The 16340-nt window shown below is 68.1% G+C and carries 17 protein-coding genes; 10 read left to right on the forward strand and 7 right to left on the reverse strand.

The genetic code is table 11. The annotated features are described in order from the left end of the window. The first annotated feature begins 75 nt into the window (after nt 1–75). Nucleotides 76–1746, forward strand: a complete 1671-nt coding sequence (locus VGB75_16910) for an NAD(P)/FAD-dependent oxidoreductase (protein ID HEY0168728.1) — start codon at nt 76–78, stop codon at nt 1744–1746. On the opposite strand, the gene VGB75_16915 is transcribed toward VGB75_16910, so the two are convergent. After that, a complete protein-coding gene (locus VGB75_16915) occupies nt 1743–2594 on the reverse strand; it encodes an MBL fold metallo-hydrolase (GenBank protein HEY0168729.1) in 852 nt (283 codons plus the stop codon). The two genes, VGB75_16910 and VGB75_16915, sit on opposite strands and share 4 nt — an antisense overlap. 323 nt (nt 2595–2917) lie before the next feature. On the opposite strand from VGB75_16915, the gene VGB75_16920 reads away from it, so the two are divergent. The 4 genes from VGB75_16920 to VGB75_16935 all read left to right on the forward strand — a co-directional run bounded on the left by VGB75_16920 (nt 2918) and on the right by VGB75_16935 (nt 6616). After that, nucleotides 2918–4987 (forward strand): catalase, encoded by a 2070-nt coding sequence (locus tag VGB75_16920; GenBank protein HEY0168730.1) that lies wholly within the window; start codon nt 2918–2920, stop codon nt 4985–4987. A 144-nt stretch (nt 4988–5131) separates the two neighbouring features. Then, nucleotides 5132–5971: an SDR family oxidoreductase gene (locus VGB75_16925; GenBank protein ID HEY0168731.1), complete on the forward strand. Its 840-nt coding sequence runs from the start codon at nt 5132–5134 to the stop codon at nt 5969–5971. Nucleotides 5972–6229: 258 nt separating this feature from the next. Next, nucleotides 6230–6433 carry a hypothetical protein gene (locus tag VGB75_16930; GenBank protein ID HEY0168732.1) on the forward strand — a complete coding sequence of 68 codons (204 nt, stop codon included), beginning with the start codon at nt 6230–6232 and terminating at the stop codon, nt 6431–6433. 3 nt (nt 6434–6436) lie between these two features. Then, on the forward strand, nt 6437–6616 hold the full coding sequence (locus tag VGB75_16935) for a hypothetical protein (GenBank protein HEY0168733.1): 180 nt from the start codon (nt 6437–6439) through the stop codon (nt 6614–6616). A 37-nt stretch (nt 6617–6653) separates the two neighbouring features. Here VGB75_16935 and VGB75_16940 read toward each other — a convergent pair whose 3' ends face one another. The 3 genes from VGB75_16940 to VGB75_16950 are packed head-to-tail and all read right to left on the reverse strand — an operon-like array spanning nt 6654 to nt 9790. After that, the gene (locus tag VGB75_16940) at nt 6654–7577 is read right to left on the reverse strand and encodes a carbohydrate ABC transporter permease (GenBank protein HEY0168734.1); all 924 of its coding nucleotides are present in this window, start codon (nt 7575–7577) and stop codon (nt 6654–6656) included. After that, on the reverse strand, nt 7577–8548 hold the full coding sequence (locus VGB75_16945; GenBank protein ID HEY0168735.1) for a sugar ABC transporter permease: 972 nt from the start codon (nt 8546–8548) through the stop codon (nt 7577–7579). The genes VGB75_16940 and VGB75_16945 overlap by 1 nt, the downstream gene beginning before the upstream one ends. Nucleotides 8549–8563: 15 nt before the next feature. Further along, on the reverse strand, nt 8564–9790 hold the full coding sequence (locus tag VGB75_16950) for an extracellular solute-binding protein (GenBank protein HEY0168736.1): 1227 nt from the start codon (nt 9788–9790) through the stop codon (nt 8564–8566). Between the two features lie 401 nt (nt 9791–10191). Between VGB75_16950 and VGB75_16955 the strand changes: the two genes are divergently transcribed. The 3 genes from VGB75_16955 to VGB75_16965 are packed head-to-tail and all read left to right on the forward strand — an operon-like array spanning nt 10192 to nt 11979. Further along, complete coding sequence (locus VGB75_16955) at nt 10192–10701, forward strand: cupredoxin domain-containing protein (GenBank protein ID HEY0168737.1); 510 nt, start codon at nt 10192–10194, stop codon at nt 10699–10701. Nucleotides 10702–10757: 56 nt separating this feature from the next. Then, nucleotides 10758–11147 (forward strand): hypothetical protein, encoded by a 390-nt coding sequence (locus VGB75_16960; GenBank protein HEY0168738.1) that lies wholly within the window; start codon nt 10758–10760, stop codon nt 11145–11147. A 55-nt stretch (nt 11148–11202) separates the two neighbouring features. Continuing rightward, nucleotides 11203–11979: a hypothetical protein gene (locus VGB75_16965; GenBank protein ID HEY0168739.1), complete on the forward strand. Its 777-nt coding sequence runs from the start codon at nt 11203–11205 to the stop codon at nt 11977–11979. A gap of 142 nt (nt 11980–12121) precedes the next feature. Here the strand turns inward: VGB75_16965 and VGB75_16970 are convergent, their stop codons facing one another. After that, nucleotides 12122–12295, reverse strand: a complete 174-nt coding sequence (locus VGB75_16970; protein ID HEY0168740.1) for a hypothetical protein — start codon at nt 12293–12295, stop codon at nt 12122–12124. Between VGB75_16970 and VGB75_16975 the strand changes: the two genes are divergently transcribed. Both VGB75_16975 and VGB75_16980 read left to right on the forward strand, forming a co-directional pair. Beyond that, nucleotides 12240–12779 (forward strand): class F sortase, encoded by a 540-nt coding sequence (locus VGB75_16975; GenBank protein ID HEY0168741.1) that lies wholly within the window; start codon nt 12240–12242, stop codon nt 12777–12779. The genes VGB75_16970 and VGB75_16975 overlap by 56 nt on opposite strands. Before the next feature lie 34 nt (nt 12780–12813). Next, nucleotides 12814–13491 carry a hypothetical protein gene (locus tag VGB75_16980; protein ID HEY0168742.1) on the forward strand — a complete coding sequence of 226 codons (678 nt, stop codon included), beginning with the start codon at nt 12814–12816 and terminating at the stop codon, nt 13489–13491. 24 nt (nt 13492–13515) lie between these two features. Here the strand turns inward: VGB75_16980 and VGB75_16985 are convergent, their stop codons facing one another. Both VGB75_16985 and VGB75_16990 read right to left on the reverse strand, forming a co-directional pair. Continuing rightward, nucleotides 13516–15495, reverse strand: coding sequence for a GAF domain-containing protein (locus tag VGB75_16985; GenBank protein ID HEY0168743.1), 1980 nt, complete (start codon nt 15493–15495; stop codon nt 13516–13518). Between the two features lie 47 nt (nt 15496–15542). Continuing rightward, the gene (locus VGB75_16990; protein ID HEY0168744.1) at nt 15543–16301 is read right to left on the reverse strand and encodes a 3-hydroxybutyrate dehydrogenase; all 759 of its coding nucleotides are present in this window, start codon (nt 16299–16301) and stop codon (nt 15543–15545) included. Nucleotides 16302–16340: the final 39 nt, after the last annotated feature.

Below are 16340 nucleotides of genomic sequence, written 5' to 3' on the forward strand. Positions count from 1 at the left end.
GTAGGGCACGGTGCACGCTGCTGCTCAGCGGGACACAGCCAGTTAATCACGCCGGCGCGCGGTACGGTCGAGTCCATGCAGCCCACCATCCAGGCTCCGCGCTCCGCCGGAGCCCGTTCCGACGACGCTCCGGACGCAGTGGTGATCGGCGCCGGGCATAACGGCCTGGTGGCCGCGAACCTGCTCGCCGACCACGGTTGGGACGTCGTCGTCTGCGAGGCGACGCCGCATCTGGGCGGCGCGGTGCGATCGGCCGAGGTCACCAGCCCGGGCTACCTGTCAGACCTGTTCAGCGCCTTCTACCCGCTGTCGGCGGCCTCGCCGGTGCTGCGGGCGCTGGAGCTGGACCGCTACGGCCTGCACTGGGCGCACTCGCCCAGCGTGCTGGCCCACGTCTTTCCCGATGACCGGTGCGCGGTGCTCTCCCGGGATGTGGACCAGACCGCGGCGTCAGTCGAGGAGTTCGCCGCCGGTGACGGCGCCGCCTGGCGGGCGATGGCCCAGCAATGGGAGGCCATCCGGCAACCGCTGATCGACGCCCTGTTCACCCCGCTGCCGGCGCTCGGCCCCGCGCGCCGGCTGCTGGCCGGCCTGGGCGCCGCCGGGGCGCTGCGGATGGCGAGGTTGGCGGTGCTGCCGGTCCGCCGGTTCGGTGAGGAGCAGTTCAGCGGCGAGGGCGCGCCGATTCTGCTGGCGGGCAACGCCCTGCACGCCGATCTGCCGCCCGAGGGCGCCGGCAGCGCCCTGTACGGCTGGCTGCTGGCGATGCTGGGGCAGAGCTACGGGTTCCCGGTTCCGGTCGGCGGCGCCGGCAAGCTGACCGAGTCGCTGGCGGCCCGGCTCGCCGACCGCGGCGGCTCCGTCCGGTTGTCCAGCCCGGTGGAGTCGATCGAGGTGCGCGACGGCGTGGCGGTCGCCGTCCGGCTGGCCACCGGCGAGCGGATCCGGGCCCGCCGCGCGGTGCTGGCCGACGTGACGGCGCCGGCCCTGTACCGGGACCTGGTGGGCGAGCAGCACCTGCCGGCCCGCTTCGTCGCAGACCTGGACAACTTCCAGTGGGACAGCCCCACGGTGAAGATCGACTGGGCGTTGCGCTCCCCGGTGCCCTGGACCGCGGCTGGCGCCCGAGGCGCCGGGACCGTGCATCTGGGCGTCGACCTCGACGGCCTCACCCGGTACGCCGCTGACCTGGCCACCCGGCAGACGCCCCGGCAGCCGTTCCTGCTGTTCGGCCAGATGACCACCGCTGACCCGAGTCGCTCGCCCGCGGGCACCGAGTCGGCCTGGTGCTACACCCACCTGCCGGCCGGCGTGGACTTCGGCGAGGAGGTCATCGCCGAGCATGTCGAGCGGGTCGAGGCGCGCATCGAGCGGCACGCTCCGGGATTCGCCGAGCTGGTGGTCGGCCGTTACGTCCAATCCCCCGGACGGCTGGAGCAGGCGAACCCGTCGCTGGTGCACGGCGCCGTCAACGGCGGCACGGCGCAACTGCACCAGCAGTTGGTGTTCCGGCCGGTGCCGGGCATGGGCGGCGCCAGCACCCCGGTCGACCGGCTGTTCCTGGGCGGCTCGTCGGCCCACCCCGGCGGTGGCGTGCACGGCGGCCCCGGCGCGAACGCCGCGCGGGCCGCGCTGGCTCGCGAGGGCCTGCTCGGCGGCGGTCGTCGCAAGGCCTCGCAACTGCTGATGAACCGCCTCTACCGCGGCGTCGGCGACGAGCGTCCGGCGCTGACCGGCAGGTCCTAGCCGGCTGCTGGGCCGGTCAACGCCACGGTCTCACCCCGGTCGACGAATCGCACCGAGCCGGTGAGGCCGCGGCGCTCGACCTCGGCGCGAAAATCGGCCAACGGTGACCTGAACAGCCGGTAGTCGTCGTAGTGCACCGGGATGGCCAGGCCGGGCTTGACCAGCTCCACGAGGTCCGCGCCCTGAACGGCGTCCATGGTGACCATCAGCCCGCCCGGCAGCCTGGTGCCACCCAGGTGCAGCACGGCGGCGTCGATCACCGGGTAGCGAACCGGTATCTCGCGCAGGTCATCGACGAACAGGGTGTCGCCGGTCAGGTACATCCGCAGCTGGACCGGTCGCGAGAGCGAGCCGAACTCCAGCAGGCTGCCCATCACCGGTGGCAGCACCCGTCGCAGCAGCCCGGGCGCGTGCCGGCCCGGCATGGAGGTGACGCGCAGCCGGGTGTCGCCCTTGATCAGCTCTGAGCTGCCCCAGGTGCGCAGGCCGGTGGCGCGGGTGAAACCGCGCAACTGCAGCCGCTTTGAGGCATGCGGGGTGGTGATGATGGGCACCTGGCGGTCCAGGCCGCGCTGAGCCTGCCGATCCCAGTGGTCACCGTGCAGGTGGGAGAGCACGATGAGATCGAGCTCCGGCAGCTGCTCGAGTGTCAAGGCGGGCGCGGTGAGCCGTTTGGCGGTCAATCCATAGCCCAGGTAAGCCCGCTGACCCTGATGCAGGAAATTCGGATCGGTCAGCAACGTGAAGTCGCCATAGCGGATCAGCGTGGTGGCGGTGCCGATGAACAGCAGCGAGCCGGTGGTCTCGGAGGCAGCGGCGGTGGGGCTGACGGTTTGCGGATCGGTCATCTCTGGCCTCGGTTGCATCCGGCACGCCCGCGGGGGTGCGCTGTGGGACAGCTGCGGGTCCAACCGTCTTCGACGCTACCCGGCCGCGCGGCGGGGCGTCCACCGGCCGCTGCTCTACGGCCAACCCGTATTTCTTGATCAGTTACGGTATGCCCGGCTCAGCCAGTAGCCACCCTGAGGCCGTGCGCTCGGCTAGCCGGCCGGCCTCCCTCGATCTTCTGGAGGCCCACGTGGCATCGCTGCCGCCCGAACCCATACCCGGCGTACCCGCCGCCACCACTCCGACTTCAGGGCGGCCCGACCCGGCCGACGCTCAGCCACTAGTGCCCAAACCCGATCAGCAGGCTCCGGAGTCGGTGTCCCCGACCGGCAGTCCGACCGGCGCGCCGCCCCGGTCTCGTGCCCAGTCGGGCGCCGTGCTGACCACCTCGGTCGGTCTGCCGCTGCGCGACACCGACCATTCGCTCAAGGCCGGGGCACGCGGGCCCAGCCTCCTGCAGGATCACCACCTGCGGGAGAAGATCACGCACTTCGACCACGAGCGGATTCCCGAGCGTGTGGTGCACGCTCGCGGCGCCGGCGCGCATGGAACGTTCGTCTCCTACGGCTCGGCAGCCAATCTCAGCAGGGCCTCATTCCTGGCCGCTGATGTCGAGACGCCGGTCTTCGTCCGGTTCTCCACGGTGCTGGGCTCGCGCGGCTCTGCCGACACGGTGCGCGACACCCGCGGCTTCGCGACCAAGTTCTACACCGACGAGGGGGTCTTCGACCTGGTCGGAAACAACATGCCGGTCTTCTTCATCCAGGACGGCATCAAGTTCCCCGACATCGTCCACGCCGCCAAACCACACCCTGATCGCGAGATTCCCCAGGCGCAGTCGGCTCATGACACCTTCTGGGACTTCGTGTCGCTGCACACCGAGGCGACTCATCACGTCATGTGGGCGATGTCTGACCGGGCTATCCCACGCTCCTACCGGATGATGGAGGGCTTCGGCGTCCACACCTTCCGGCTCATCAACGCCGATGGCGACACCGCGCTGGTGAAGTTCCACTGGAAGCCGCTGCTGGGCGTGCACTCCCTGGTCTGGGAAGAGGCGCAGATGCTGGCGGGGTTTGACCCCGACTTCCACCGGCGCGACCTGGCCGACTCGATCGAGGCCGGCGCCTTTCCGCAGTACGAGCTGGGCGTGCAGGTGATGCCAGACAGCGAGGACCAGACCTTCGAGGGCATCGACCTGCTGGACCCGACCAAGATCGTGCCCGAGGAGCTGGCGCCGGTGCAGCCGATCGGCATGCTGACCCTGACCGGCAATCCCACCAATTTCTTCGCCGAGACCGAGCAGATCGCCTTCCATCTCGGCAACCTGGTGCCCGGGATCGACGTCACGAATGACCCGCTGCTGCAGGCCCGGCTGTTCTCCTACCTCGACACCCAGCTCACCCGGCTGGGCGGTCCGAACTTCAACCAACTGCCGATCAACCGCGCGCAGAGCCCGGTCAACGACATGCTCCGCGACGGCATGCATCAGACCGCGGTGCACGAGGGGATCGCCCCTTACCAGCCGAACTCGCTCGACGGCGGCCTCCCGTTCAGCACCGGGACCTCCGGGGCCGGCTTCATCGAGGCGCCGCAGCCGGTGACCGGGGCCAAGGTGCGTCAGGCGCCCGCTTCCTTCGACGACCACTTCAGCCAACCTCGGCTGTTCTGGTTGAGCCTCAGTGACGTCGAGAAGCAGCACCTGGTCGATGCGTTCACCTTCGAGTTGAGCAAGTGCTATGAGAAGCCGATCCGCCAGCGTCAGCTGTCGGTGTTGGCCAACGTGGATCCTGACTTGGTGGCCCGGGTGGCCGCCGGGCTCGGGATGCCGGCGCCGGCCGCGGAGTACGAGCCGGCCGAGGTGGAGCCCAGCCCTGCGCTGTCCCAACTGGGGCAGAGCTGGCCGACCGACGGCCGGGTGGTCGGGCTGCTCGCCGGGCCGGGCTCGTCGCTGCTCGATGTGGCCGCCGTCCAGCAGGCCTTGAACGGAGCCGGCATGACCTGCCTGGTGATCGCGCCGGTCGGCGGTGAGCTCGAGGGCGACGGGGTGACGGTCACTGTGCAGCGAAGCCTGGCCACTGCCCGTTCGGTCGAACTGGACGCGCTGATCATCAGCGACGGAGCCGCCGGCTCCCCGCCGGACCCGCGGCTGATGGTGATGGTGACGGAGTTGCTGCGGCACTGCAAGGCAATCGTGGGCTGGGGGTCAGCGGCTGACTTGCTCACCGCGGCCGGTTGCCCGCCGGACGCCGCTGGTGTGGTGATCACCTCGGATGCGGCCGAGATCGCGCAGCCGCTGCAGCATGCGCTGGCCCAGCACCGGGCTTGGGAACGGATGCCCACCGGCGGCTGAGGCCGCCCCCACCTCTTGCTGACGGCCGCCGCGGACTCCCGGTTCGCGGCGGCCGTCAGGCTGTGTGGGCGGGCGCTTTTCGGTGGGTGCTATGGTCGGATTACGGTTGGAACAGCAGCCCAATCCATGCCTTCGAGGTGTCGCATGAACCAGCCCGAACAGCAGCAGGAGACCCCCGGCGTCCAGTCTGAGATGACACCGCGGCCTGACTGCGGAGAAGACAGCTACCGCGGCTCCGGCCGCCTCACCGGCAAGGCAGCCGTGATCACCGGCGGCGACAGCGGGATCGGACGGGCGGCGGCGATAGCCTACGCGCGCGAGGGCGCCGACGTGCTGATCTCGTACCTGAACGAGGACGACGACGCCAAGGACACCGCCCGTCACGTCGAAGAGGCAGGCCGCAAGGCCGTTCTGATGAGGGGCGATCTCTCCCAGCCGCAGCACTGCCGCGACATCATCGCCAAGGCGATGAGCGAATTCGGCCGCATCGACGTGCTGGTCAGCAACGCCGCCTATCAGATGTCTCACGAGACGCTCGAGGAGATCCCGGACGACGAGTGGGACTACACCTTCGCCACCAATATCTCGGCGATGTTCCACCTGTGCAAAGCCGCTGTGCCGCACATGAAGCCGGGCGCCAGCATCATCGGCAGCTCGTCGGTCAACTCCGACATGCCCTCGCCGTCGCTGGCGCCGTACGCGGCCACCAAAGCGGCGATCGCGAACTTCTGCGCCAGTCTCGCCCAGATGCTGGCCGAACGGGGCATCCGGGTCAACAGCGTGGCGCCCGGCCCGGTCTGGACGCCGTTGATCCCGGCCACCATGCCCCCCGACAAGGTCAGCGAGTTCGGCAGCCAGGTGCCGATGGGCCGCGCTGGGCAGCCGGTGGAGCTGGCGCCTGTGTATGTGCTGCTGGCCTCAGATGAGGGCAGTTACATCTCCGGCGCCCGGATCGCGGTCACCGGGGGCAACCCGATCCTGTAGTGCTGCGCCTGCCGCGGGCCCACGAGTGTGTGGCTCAGGTTGGATCCGGGTGGGTCGGCAGCAGAATGGTTGCCAGCGGCGGGCGCAAGCGCCTAACGTCGGCAGTGCCAGGCGCCTCGCGCCTGTGCCTGGCTGAGCCACCAGCTGCCCGCGCCAGGTCGCGGGAGAAGGCAAACATACGCCGACGGGCTGTCTTTCCAGCCTGCTCCCGCGGTGCCCACCGGCTCCCATGAACCTATCCCGACGAGGGGACTCATCATGAACATCGATAAGAACCAGATCATGCAGTTGCTGCGCGAGCAGGGCCATCCGCAGGCTGACCAGGCCGAGCAGGAGTTGCCGGACCAGGTCGACACCGAGCAACACGCAGGCATGCTGGCGAAGTTCGGCCTGAACCCGCAGGACCTGTTGAGCAAGTTCGGCGGTGGCGGTCTGGGCGGCGGTCTGGGAAACCTGATCTGAGCCATGACCTGCGAACCACTACCTGAGCACCTGCGGCTGCTGGCCGACCCCTCGCAGGAGGTGTTGGTCGCGCACCGGTCGACCTTCAGTCAACTGGCGCCGGTGCCTCTACGCCAACTGGGCGTCGACTCGGTCGTCGCGGGCGAGTCGTACCTGCCCGCAAGCGAGAGCCAGCGCAACTGAGCCGCTTACCCCGGCTCAGCCCTTGCGCTCACCCGGCTCAGCCCTTGCGCCCCTGGCTGGCGATGCCGTCCATGATGTGGCGTTGCGCGAAGGCGAACAGCACGACCAGCGGGACAGTGGCGATCAGGCTGGCAGCCATGATGATCTCCCAGTGCTGCTCACCGCCGTTTCCGAAGGTGTCGATCACCGATTTCAGGCCACGCGGCAGTGTGAACAAGTTGGGGTCCTGCAGGTAGATCAGCGGCCTCAACAGATCCGTCCAGCTCGCCTGGATCTCGAAGACCAGCACCACCACCAGGGCCGGACGTGACAGCGGCAGGGCGATCCGCCAGAACAGTCCGAAGAAACTGCAGCCGTCGACCCGGGCAGCTTCGAAGTATTCCCGGGGCAGTCCCAGGAAGAACTGGCGCAGCAGGAAGATGTAGAACGCGGAGCCGAACAGGTTCTGCGCCCACAGCGGCACCTGGGTGCCGGTGAGGCCGACTTGGTGCCAGATCAGGTACACCGGGATCATGGTGGCCGCGCCCGGCAGCATCATCGTGGCCAGCACCAGGCCGAAGAGCAGGTTGCGCAGGGGGAAGCGGAAGTAGGCGAAGCCGAAGGCCACCAGAGCGCTGCTGATCGTCACCGTCACCGCCGCGGTCAGCGCGACAATCACGCTGTTGGCGATCCACTGCAGGACCGGGGCGTAGTTCCAGACGTCGGAGTAGTTGGCCCATCGCCAGACTCGGGGCAGCAGCGAGTTGTCGAAGACCTCGGTGCGCGGTTTCAGCGAAGCGCTGATCAGCCACAGGAACGGGTACAAAAACAGCACGCTGGCCGCCAGCAGCACGGCCAGGTACGGCAGCCGCCGTAGGCTGACACCACCGCCTGGCCGGGTGCGGGCAACCGGCGTCGAGGCCTCGTCGCCGGCCGGCTCAGGTTCGACACCGGCGCCCCGCAGAGGCTGGGTCGCGGTCATCAGCGGTCCCCCTCGTAGTAGACGAAACGTTTACTCAGTCGGACCTGCACCGCGGTGACCAGCATGATGATGGCGAACAGCAGCCAGGCCAACGCCGAGGCGTAGCCCATATGCAGCACGCCGAAGGCTTGCTGGAACAGGTAGATCACGTAGAACAGCGCCGCGTCGTTGGCGTAGGTGCTGACCTGCTGACCCCCGAAGAACATCGTGTACGCCTGATCGAACATCTGCAGAGAGTTGATCGTGAGCACGATCATGGTGAAGAACAGCGCTCCGCTGATCATCGGCAGCGTGATCCGACGGAACTTGTCGAAGCTGTCGGCCCCGTCGAGCTCGGCGGCCTCGTACAGATCCTTCGGGACCTGCTGCAGCGCGGCCAGGTAGATCACCACAGTGCCGCCGAGCCCCCACAGCATCGTCAACGCCAGCCCCGGCTTGATCCAGGCGCTGTCGGTGGTCCAGTTGGGCCCGTGCACCCCGATGACCATCAGGCTGCGATTGATCAGGCCTTTCTGGCCGTTGAGCAGCAGCAGAAACAGCGCCGCCGCCGCGACGGTCGGCGTCATCACCGGCAGGTAGAACACGGTGCGGAAGAAACCGGACGCCCTGCCTACCCGGTTGAGCACCATCGCCAGGCCGAGCGCCACCGCCATCGCGGCCGGCACGTACATCACGGCGTAGATCAGGGTGTTCTTCAACGCCAGCGCGACCTTCGGGTCAGAGATCATCTGCCGGTAGTTCTCCGCGCCGACGTAGGTCGGAGCGTTGATCTGGTCGTAGTCGGTGAAGGACAGGTACAGGCTGATCAGCATCGGCGCCGTGGTGAAGACCAGGAAGCCGATGATCCAGGGAGACAGGAAGCCGTAGGCAGCCCGGATCTCGCCCCAGTTGCGGCGAGGTCTGGCCGAGGGCAGGTCAGCCCGGGGGCGCGAGCTGCTCGCGTCCGGCGCAGTGGTGAATACCTTGGTCATCGCCCTTGCCCGCCGTCACTTGAGGGCGGAGTAGGCCTTGGACGCTTCGGACTGGGCCTGGCTCATGGCCTGCGCCGGCGCCTGCCGGCCCGCCAGCACCCGGTTCACGGCGTCGGTCCAGGCCGTCTTGATCTCGCTGCCGGCCTTGGAGGGGTTGACCGCGAAGGCGGTCTCGGTGGAGGCGTAGTAGTTGGCGACCGCCTGGTCAAAACCCGCTCGACCGCTGGGCTTGACGTACTTGTCCCGAACCTGGTGGTCGGCCTCGACGTTGGCGGTCCACAGTCCGGTGAACATGGATTTGTTCTTCGCCACGGTCTGAGCGCGAGCCGCCCCTGCCTGCAGCCAGGTCTCGGTCGAGGTCATGGTCTTCATCCACTGCGCGGCCGCCTTGCCGTTCTTCGCTCCCTTGGGCACAGCCCAGGCGCTGCCGTCGCAGAAGCTGACCGGCTTGCCCTGCCGGTCGGTGAAGGGCACCGACTGCAGCTCCAGATTCGGTGAGGACTGCACCAGGACGTTGACGTACCAGCCTTCCCAGGGGAAAGCCACGGCCTGATTCTTGACGAATGCGTTCCCCGCGCCAAAAATGTCCCAGGTGTCGCGGAATGCCTTGAACTTCGACCAGCCGCCCTGTTCTTGAATCAGGCTGTAGGCATAGGCCAACGCTTCAGCGATCTTCGGGTCGTCCAGGTTGGGAGAGCCGTCGGAGTTCACCAGGTCGGCGCCGTTGGCCTTGGCCCAGAGGGGCAGGAACTCAGGCAGCTTGGGGTCGAACCCGATCCGGCTGATTCCCGAGCCCTTGGCCTGGTAGAGCTTGGCGGCGGTGCTGTGCAGCTTGTCCCAGTCCGTGGTGGACAGATCCTGCGGGCTCAGGCCCGCCTCGCGCATCGCCTTGCCGTTGATCAGGATATTGCGGGTGTTGTAGAACTCCGGGATCCCGTAGACCTTGTCATCGACGGTGACCTGCTGCATGGCCGGCTTGCGGTACTGGCCGGTGTCGATGCCCACCTCGGAGATCAGGTCGTCCAGCGGCTGCAGCGCGCCCTTGGCGGCGTAGGTGCCGATCAAGCCGCGCTCCATGTAGACCAGGTCGGAGGGATTTCCACTGGCGACGGAGGAGAGAAACTGCTGCGGGTCGAAGTCACCCTCGTTCACGCGGACGGCGATGTTGGGGTGCGCCTTCTTGAACGCGTTGATCCGAGCCTGCCCGACGTCGTCGGGCTTGCCGAAACCCTGGGTGGTCACCGAACTCGCGCCGCTGGTGGCGCTCGGGCTTGTCTGCTGTCTGACGCCACCACAGCCGGCGATCGTGAGCGCAGCCAAACCGCTGGCTCCGAAGAGGAATGATCGACGGTCGACACTCATCGACTTCTCACTTCCTGACACCACAGAGTAAATGCGGACAAGGCAGCTCGTGGTTGAGCAAGGAACAAAGTAGCGTAAAAACTTCGACTGGCAAACCATCGCTCGACCCGCGCGTCGCTGGCGCCAGCCCTTCGCCGGCTTTGGCCGACGCCTGTCCGACTGCGCTCGATGCTCCACCGCACAAGACCGGACAGCATCAGCATCTGAATGCGGAGTGTCACCGAATACCTGGTAGAGGCCTGACGCTGCTATGCGTCGCCGCGACAAGTCCAGGAGCTCCCGTGACCAGAATCGATTCCCGACCCGACTTCGCCCGACCGCCCACACGCTTTGGAGCCTCGCGGCGGATACGGATCGGCGTCGCGCTCGCCAGCGCCGTCGGTGTGGCCGCACTAGCCGGATGTGGCTCCTCGGACTCACCGGAAGCCAGCCGGCCATCCAGTGCCTCCTCGCCGGCCGGAACCGGCACAGTCTCTGCGGTTGCCCCCTCGTCGCCGGCCGCCTCGTCATCAGCCGCCAGCACGTCACCGCAGCCGACTGCTCAGGCGGTCACCATCACCATCGAGAAGTTCGACTACAGCGCGCCGGCATCGGTCAGCCCGGGCGCGATGATCACGGTGGAGAACAAAGACGACGAGAAGCACACTGTCACAGCCGACAGCGCCGACGCGTTCGACATCGAGGTTGACGGTGACGGCAAAACCAGCTTCAAAGCGCCGACCATGCCGGGAAGCTACCCCTTCCACTGCATCTTCCACTCGAACATGACCGGCGTGCTGGTCGTCAGGTGACCGCTGCAACCTCAAGTCACAGCGGCCAGCGGCTGACCGATACCGCGTTGCGCGCGGTGACCGCTGCCGCGCTGATCGTCGAGGCGGTGATTCACCTGCAACTGGCCGCCAACTATCAACTCGCCGCACCAGCTGGGATTGGGCAGGGCAACCTGTTCCGGATCGAGGCGGCCGCTGCCGTGCTCGCCGCGCTGTGGGTGTTGGTCAGCGGCAGCCAGGCGGCATACGCAGCGGCGCTGTCAGTGGCCGCCGGTGGGCTTGGCGCCGTCCTGCTCTATCGCTACTACCAGGTGCCTGCGTTCGGGCCGATTCCGTCCATGTATGAGCCGCTGTGGTACTTCAAGAAAAACGTCACCGCGGTGGCCGAGGCAACCGCCACTGTCACCGCTCTCATCGGATTTTTGCTGGTTCGGCAATCCGCCCCGTCGAGGGCAGCGAATCACTGACACGTTCTACCCATTGCCAGGCACTTCCGCCTGGCTGGCGTCCGGAGGAAATCGTATGAAGAAGTCCCTGCTCCTGTTGGCCCCGACTCTCGCGCTGGGCGCGGCAGCCCTGGCGATGCCAGGCGCGGCGTCAGCCGCCGACGGCACGTCCTACCAAGCGCAGCTCAACGCGCTGAACAAGTCCTCGGCTTCTGGCAACCTGATGCTCTCGCTGAACGGCTCGCAGGCGACCATCACCCAGAATGTCTCCGGCCTGGCCGCGACGTTCGGTGGCAACCCCTACCCGCACGTCCAGCACATCCACATCGGCGCCAAGGGCGAGTGCCCGACCACCGCCGCTGACGGCAACGGCGACGGCGTCATCAGCACCACTGAGGGCGCTCCCAGTTACGGCGCCATCGGCGCCACGCTGTCCAAGTCCGGCGACGCCAGCCCGGCGGCCGGCCTGACCCTGACCGTCGCTCCCACGGGCGCGTCGTACAACTACTCCCGCATCATCACGCTGGACTCCAAGACGGTGGCGTCCCTCAAGGGCGGCACCGCGGTAGTCGTGGTGCACGGCCTGGACCCCGAGACCCTCAGCCAGGAGGCCCAGGACGCCAAGAGCGACCTGGTCCCGGCTCTGCCACTGGCCGCCACCTCCCCGGCGCTGTGCGGAACCTTGGTCGCCTCGCAGATGGGGTCGATGCCCGGCGGCGGCGTCAGCACCGGCGGCGGCGGCACCTCTGGCGTGGAGAACCAGGCAGTGCTCGGTTTCGGTGGGGCTCTACTCGCAGCTGGCCTCGGCGCCGGTGCGCTGGCGATGCGTCGCCGGACTGCGTCCGAGAGCTGATCGAGCACAAGTGCGTACTGATGTCTGATTCAGCGCACCATGGTCGCCGCGGCAGGCAGCTTGCTGCCGCCGCGGCGATCGTGCTGGTCGTGGCCGGAGTGGTCATGTTGCTGACCGGCTTGCGTGCCCAGCGGCAGGCGCCTCAACCGCCCGCGGCCGCGTCCGCACCCTCGAGTTCGCCATCGAGCTCGCCCTCGCCATCAACCCCGGCATTGGCATCGGCATCGGCATCGAAGTCGTCTAGCCAGGCGGTGGCGCCGGTGCCGGCGCCGGCGCGCTCGGCGAAGCAGCCCGGCGCCACAGCCAAACCAGCCACCCGAGGACCGCTGCTACCCAGGTCGGCGCCCGTCCGTCTGGAGATCCCGCAGATCCAGGTCAGCTCGGATCTAGTGCAGCTCGGGCTCAATCCAGATCAGACGGTGCAAGTTCCGCCGCTGGCCAAGAACTCGCCCGCCGGTTGGTACAAGTACTCCCCCACCCCTGGTCAGCAGGGACCCGCGGTCCTGCTCGGGCATGTGGACTCCGTCGAGTACGGTCCCGGAATCTTCTTCAAGCTGGGCGGGCTGCGTCCCGGCGCCACCCTGACCGTCACCCGTTCGGACAACACGGCCGCGGTGTTCCGGGTTGACCGGGTGGTGTCCTATCGCAAGGACCAGTTCCCGACCCTCGAGGTCTACGGCAACACCGACAGCGCGCAACTGCGGCTGATCACCTGCGGCGGCGCGTTCGACGACGAATCCCACAGCTACGAAAACAACATCGTCGCGTTTGCCACCCTCGTGTCCAGCCACCCGGCCTAGACATCGTCCAACTCCGGCAAGAAACGAGCACCTTATGAAGACACGGCAACTAGCCGTCGGCTTGAGCGTCCTCGCGGTCGCGTTGTCCGGTTGCGCGACAGGCGAGGGCTCCAGCGCCCCGGCCCCGGCCGCGGCCGCTACCTCGGCAGCGCCGGGCCAGCAGGCGGCCGGCATGTCGAAGGCGTCGGGCCACAACCACACGATGGCCTCGGGTGAGACGATGTCCGGTCACAGCCACCCGGCGACGCCGGGTCAGACGATGACCGGCAAGTCCCATGCTCATAGCGAGCCCTCCGCAGCCTCGAAGATGGTGTGCACCGGGCGCGTTCCCGACACGGTGCAGACGGTGCTGAGCCTCGACGCGCCGGCGCCGACCAGCACGAGCTGGCAGGACCAGCTTTACACCTGCACCTACACGCTGCCGATGGGCAAGATGGTGCTGTCGGTCAAGGAGTCGGCCAGCAAGCCGGCCGCCCAAGCCTATTTCCAGGCGCTGCGCGCTGAGCTGGGCACCACCGAGCCGTTGCTCGCGGTGGGCGAGCAGGCCTACGCGACCAAGACCGGAACCGCGGTCGTCCTGAAGGACAGCATGACGCTGCGAGTCGACACCACCGACCTGCCTGCGGTGTTCGGCCAGCAGCAGCAGCGGCGCACCGACCTCGCCTACGAGATGGCGACCGTCGTGATGGGCTGCTGGGTCGACCACCAGTGACCGGGAGCTCGGCCTCTGGCCCGATCAGACGTCGCGAAAGATCCGGTGGATGCGGACCGCGACCTGCAACTCCAGCTGGCCGTCCCCGGTCCACCCCGTGGTGAGCAGCTCGCGAATCCTGGCCAGGCGTTGACGCATCGTGTTGGTGTGCAGGTAGAGCGCGCCGGCGGCGCTGGCCACATTTCCACCCGCGTCGAAGTAGGCAGCGAGTGTCGCCAGCAGTTCGGTGCCGTGTTCGGCGTCGTAACGCAGTAACGGTCCCAGCCGGTCGTCGAGGAAGGTCTCGATGTCCTTGCGGGGGGCGCCGCTGAACAGCAGCCCGTAGATCCCTAGGTCACGCGGGGTGGCATGGCCGCCCACCCGGTCCAGAGCCAGCAGGATGCGTTCGCACCTGGCCGCGTCCTGGTACGCCTGCGCCAGGCCGCTGATCCCCACGCCGGGTCCGGCGGCGCCGATGGTCGCCCGGGTTCTTCCGACCTGATTGAGGCAGTCGCTGACGCGCAGGGCCGCCTCTTTCGGGTCTTCGCCGGGCAGCAGCGAGACCACGCTGCCGGCGTGCTCACCGGCCAGCCCGCCCCACTCACGGCTGAGGGCGCCGACGGCCTGCAGCACCGCCGACCGGTCCGTGGCGTTCACCGGGCGAGCGGTCACCACGACCGAGCAACGATCGAGGTCCACGCCGAGCAGTTCGGCCCGGCGGCGCAGGCCTGCCTCGTCGATCGGATAGGAGCTGAGCAGGTCATCGAGGATGTCACCGCGAACCGCTTGCTCGGCGGCCGCGACCGATCGGCCCATCAGCAGCAGCAGCGCCGTGACCTGCGCCGCCCGCTCGAGCGTGCGTAGCTCGGCGTCGTCGAAGTCGTTGCGACGGGTGGCCAGGGCGACGGCGAAGTGCTCGGCGCCGGCGATGATCGGCGTGATCCAGACATCCTGGTCGGCCGAGGTCTGCCAACGGGTGGTGCGGCCACGGCGAAACGCCTCCTGCTGGATGTGCTCCCATCGGCTGACGCCCTCGGGATGGTCGCCGGCGTCGGCGCCGATGAAGCCCAGCAGCTCGGCGTGGGTGCCGGTGTGCATCCCGGCTGAGCGCGCCAACTCGCTGTTGTCGGTTCCCAGCACCAGGATGTCTGCCTGCAGGACCTCGGCCAACGCGTCGACGACGCCTGCCATCTCCGAGCCCTGCAGGATCAGGTCGGCCAGCCTTTCATGAACCAGGGCCGACTTCTCGATCAGCTCGGCGTGCTCCTTCATTGCCGTGTGCGCTTCGGTCAGCTCCTCCAGCGCGGCGCGAGAGGCCTCGAACATCCGGGCGTTGTGCAGCGCGATGGCGGCGTGGTGACCCAGCGAGGACAGCAGCGCCACCTCTTCAGAGGTGAAGGAACGCTGCCTGCGGTGCGCGGCGAACAGCACTCCCAGCGCCGTGTCGCCGAGCAGCAACGGCACACCCAACACCGCTGACAGGCCTTCTTCGGCGACGATGTCGTCGATGACGTGGATGATCCGGGAGTCAGAGAGGTAGTCCGGTGTCCAGAACGGCTCGGCGGTCTTGGCGACCAAGCCGCTGACGCCGGTGCCGTGCGCCAACTGCATCTGCCGTAGCGCCGAGGTCAGCATCCCGACCTCGATCCGCATCGTGGTGACCCCGGAGGCTTCGTCGATCAGGGTGATGTAGGCGACGTCGCTGACCAGTAGCTCGCGCGCGCGCCGCACGATCGCGGTGAGCACCTTGTCGGTGTCGCGCAACGAGGACAGGTCGCCGGCTGTGGCATACAGAGCCGCCAGCGCGTGCTCGCGCCGCTCGCGCCGGGCATTGTTGTCACGAATGCGTCGGGCCAGTTCATAGCCCTCGATCACCTCGGCTGGCAGGCCCGCGGCGCTGCAACGGCTGAGCCAGCTCGCAAAAGCCCCGTCGGGCGCCTCGGTGGCCAGCAGACGCAACAGCTCGAGTAACTGGGTCAACCCGTCGAAGGAGTGCCCTGACGTGGCACTGGGCAGCGGATGCATTCGGTGAAAACCACCTCGCTAGCAGGACTGGGGCTTCATTGTGCCGGTCACCGCGCGGTCCACCCACCGTCGACAGCGATTGAGGCCCCTGTTATGTAGGAGGCCGCGGGGGTGCACAGGAACACCGCCACGGCGGCCACCTCCTCAGGTTCGATCAACCTCTTGACCACGGACTCAGACAGCATCAGCCGTTCGACCACATCTTCGGCCGGGATGTGGCGCGTCGCTGCCTGGGCCGCGATCTGGCCCTCGACCAGTGCGGTGCGCACGTAGCCGGGGGCGATGCAGTTGGAGGTGACGCCGTGCTCGCCCGACTCCAGCGCGATCACCTTGGACAGGCCTTCGAGCCCGTGCTTGGCCGCGACATAGGCCGACTTGTAGGGAGAAGCCCGATGACCGTGGACGGAGGAGATGTTGATGATCCTCCCCCATCCGCGCTCGTACATCGCTGGCAGCGCCGCTCTGGCGAGCAGGAACGGCGCGTGCAGCATCAGGCGTAGCAACCGGTCGAACGTCTCGGGCGGGAAGTCCGGAATCGCCGCCACATGCTGCACGCCGGCGTTGTTGACGAGGATGTCCACATCGACGGCCAGCGCCGCGATCTCAGCCGCGTCGCTGAGGTCCGCGACCAACGTCTGAGCGCCGATCTCGGCGGCCAGCGCCTTCGCGCCCTCGGCGTCGCGGTCCAACACGATGACATCGGCGCCGGCTCTGGCCAGGCCGCGGGCGCACGCCGCCCCGATTCCGGCTGCGCCCCCGCTGACCAGCGCCCGGCGCCCCTTGAGTTCGCCAGCTGAGTGGTTCATCTCCGCCTGTCTGCGATCAACGTCGATACGTGCGGCAGG

Origin of the sequence: Jatrophihabitans sp. (genome assembly GCA_036399055.1) — a bacterium.
GTDB lineage: Bacteria > Actinomycetota > Actinomycetes > Mycobacteriales > Jatrophihabitantaceae > Jatrophihabitans_A.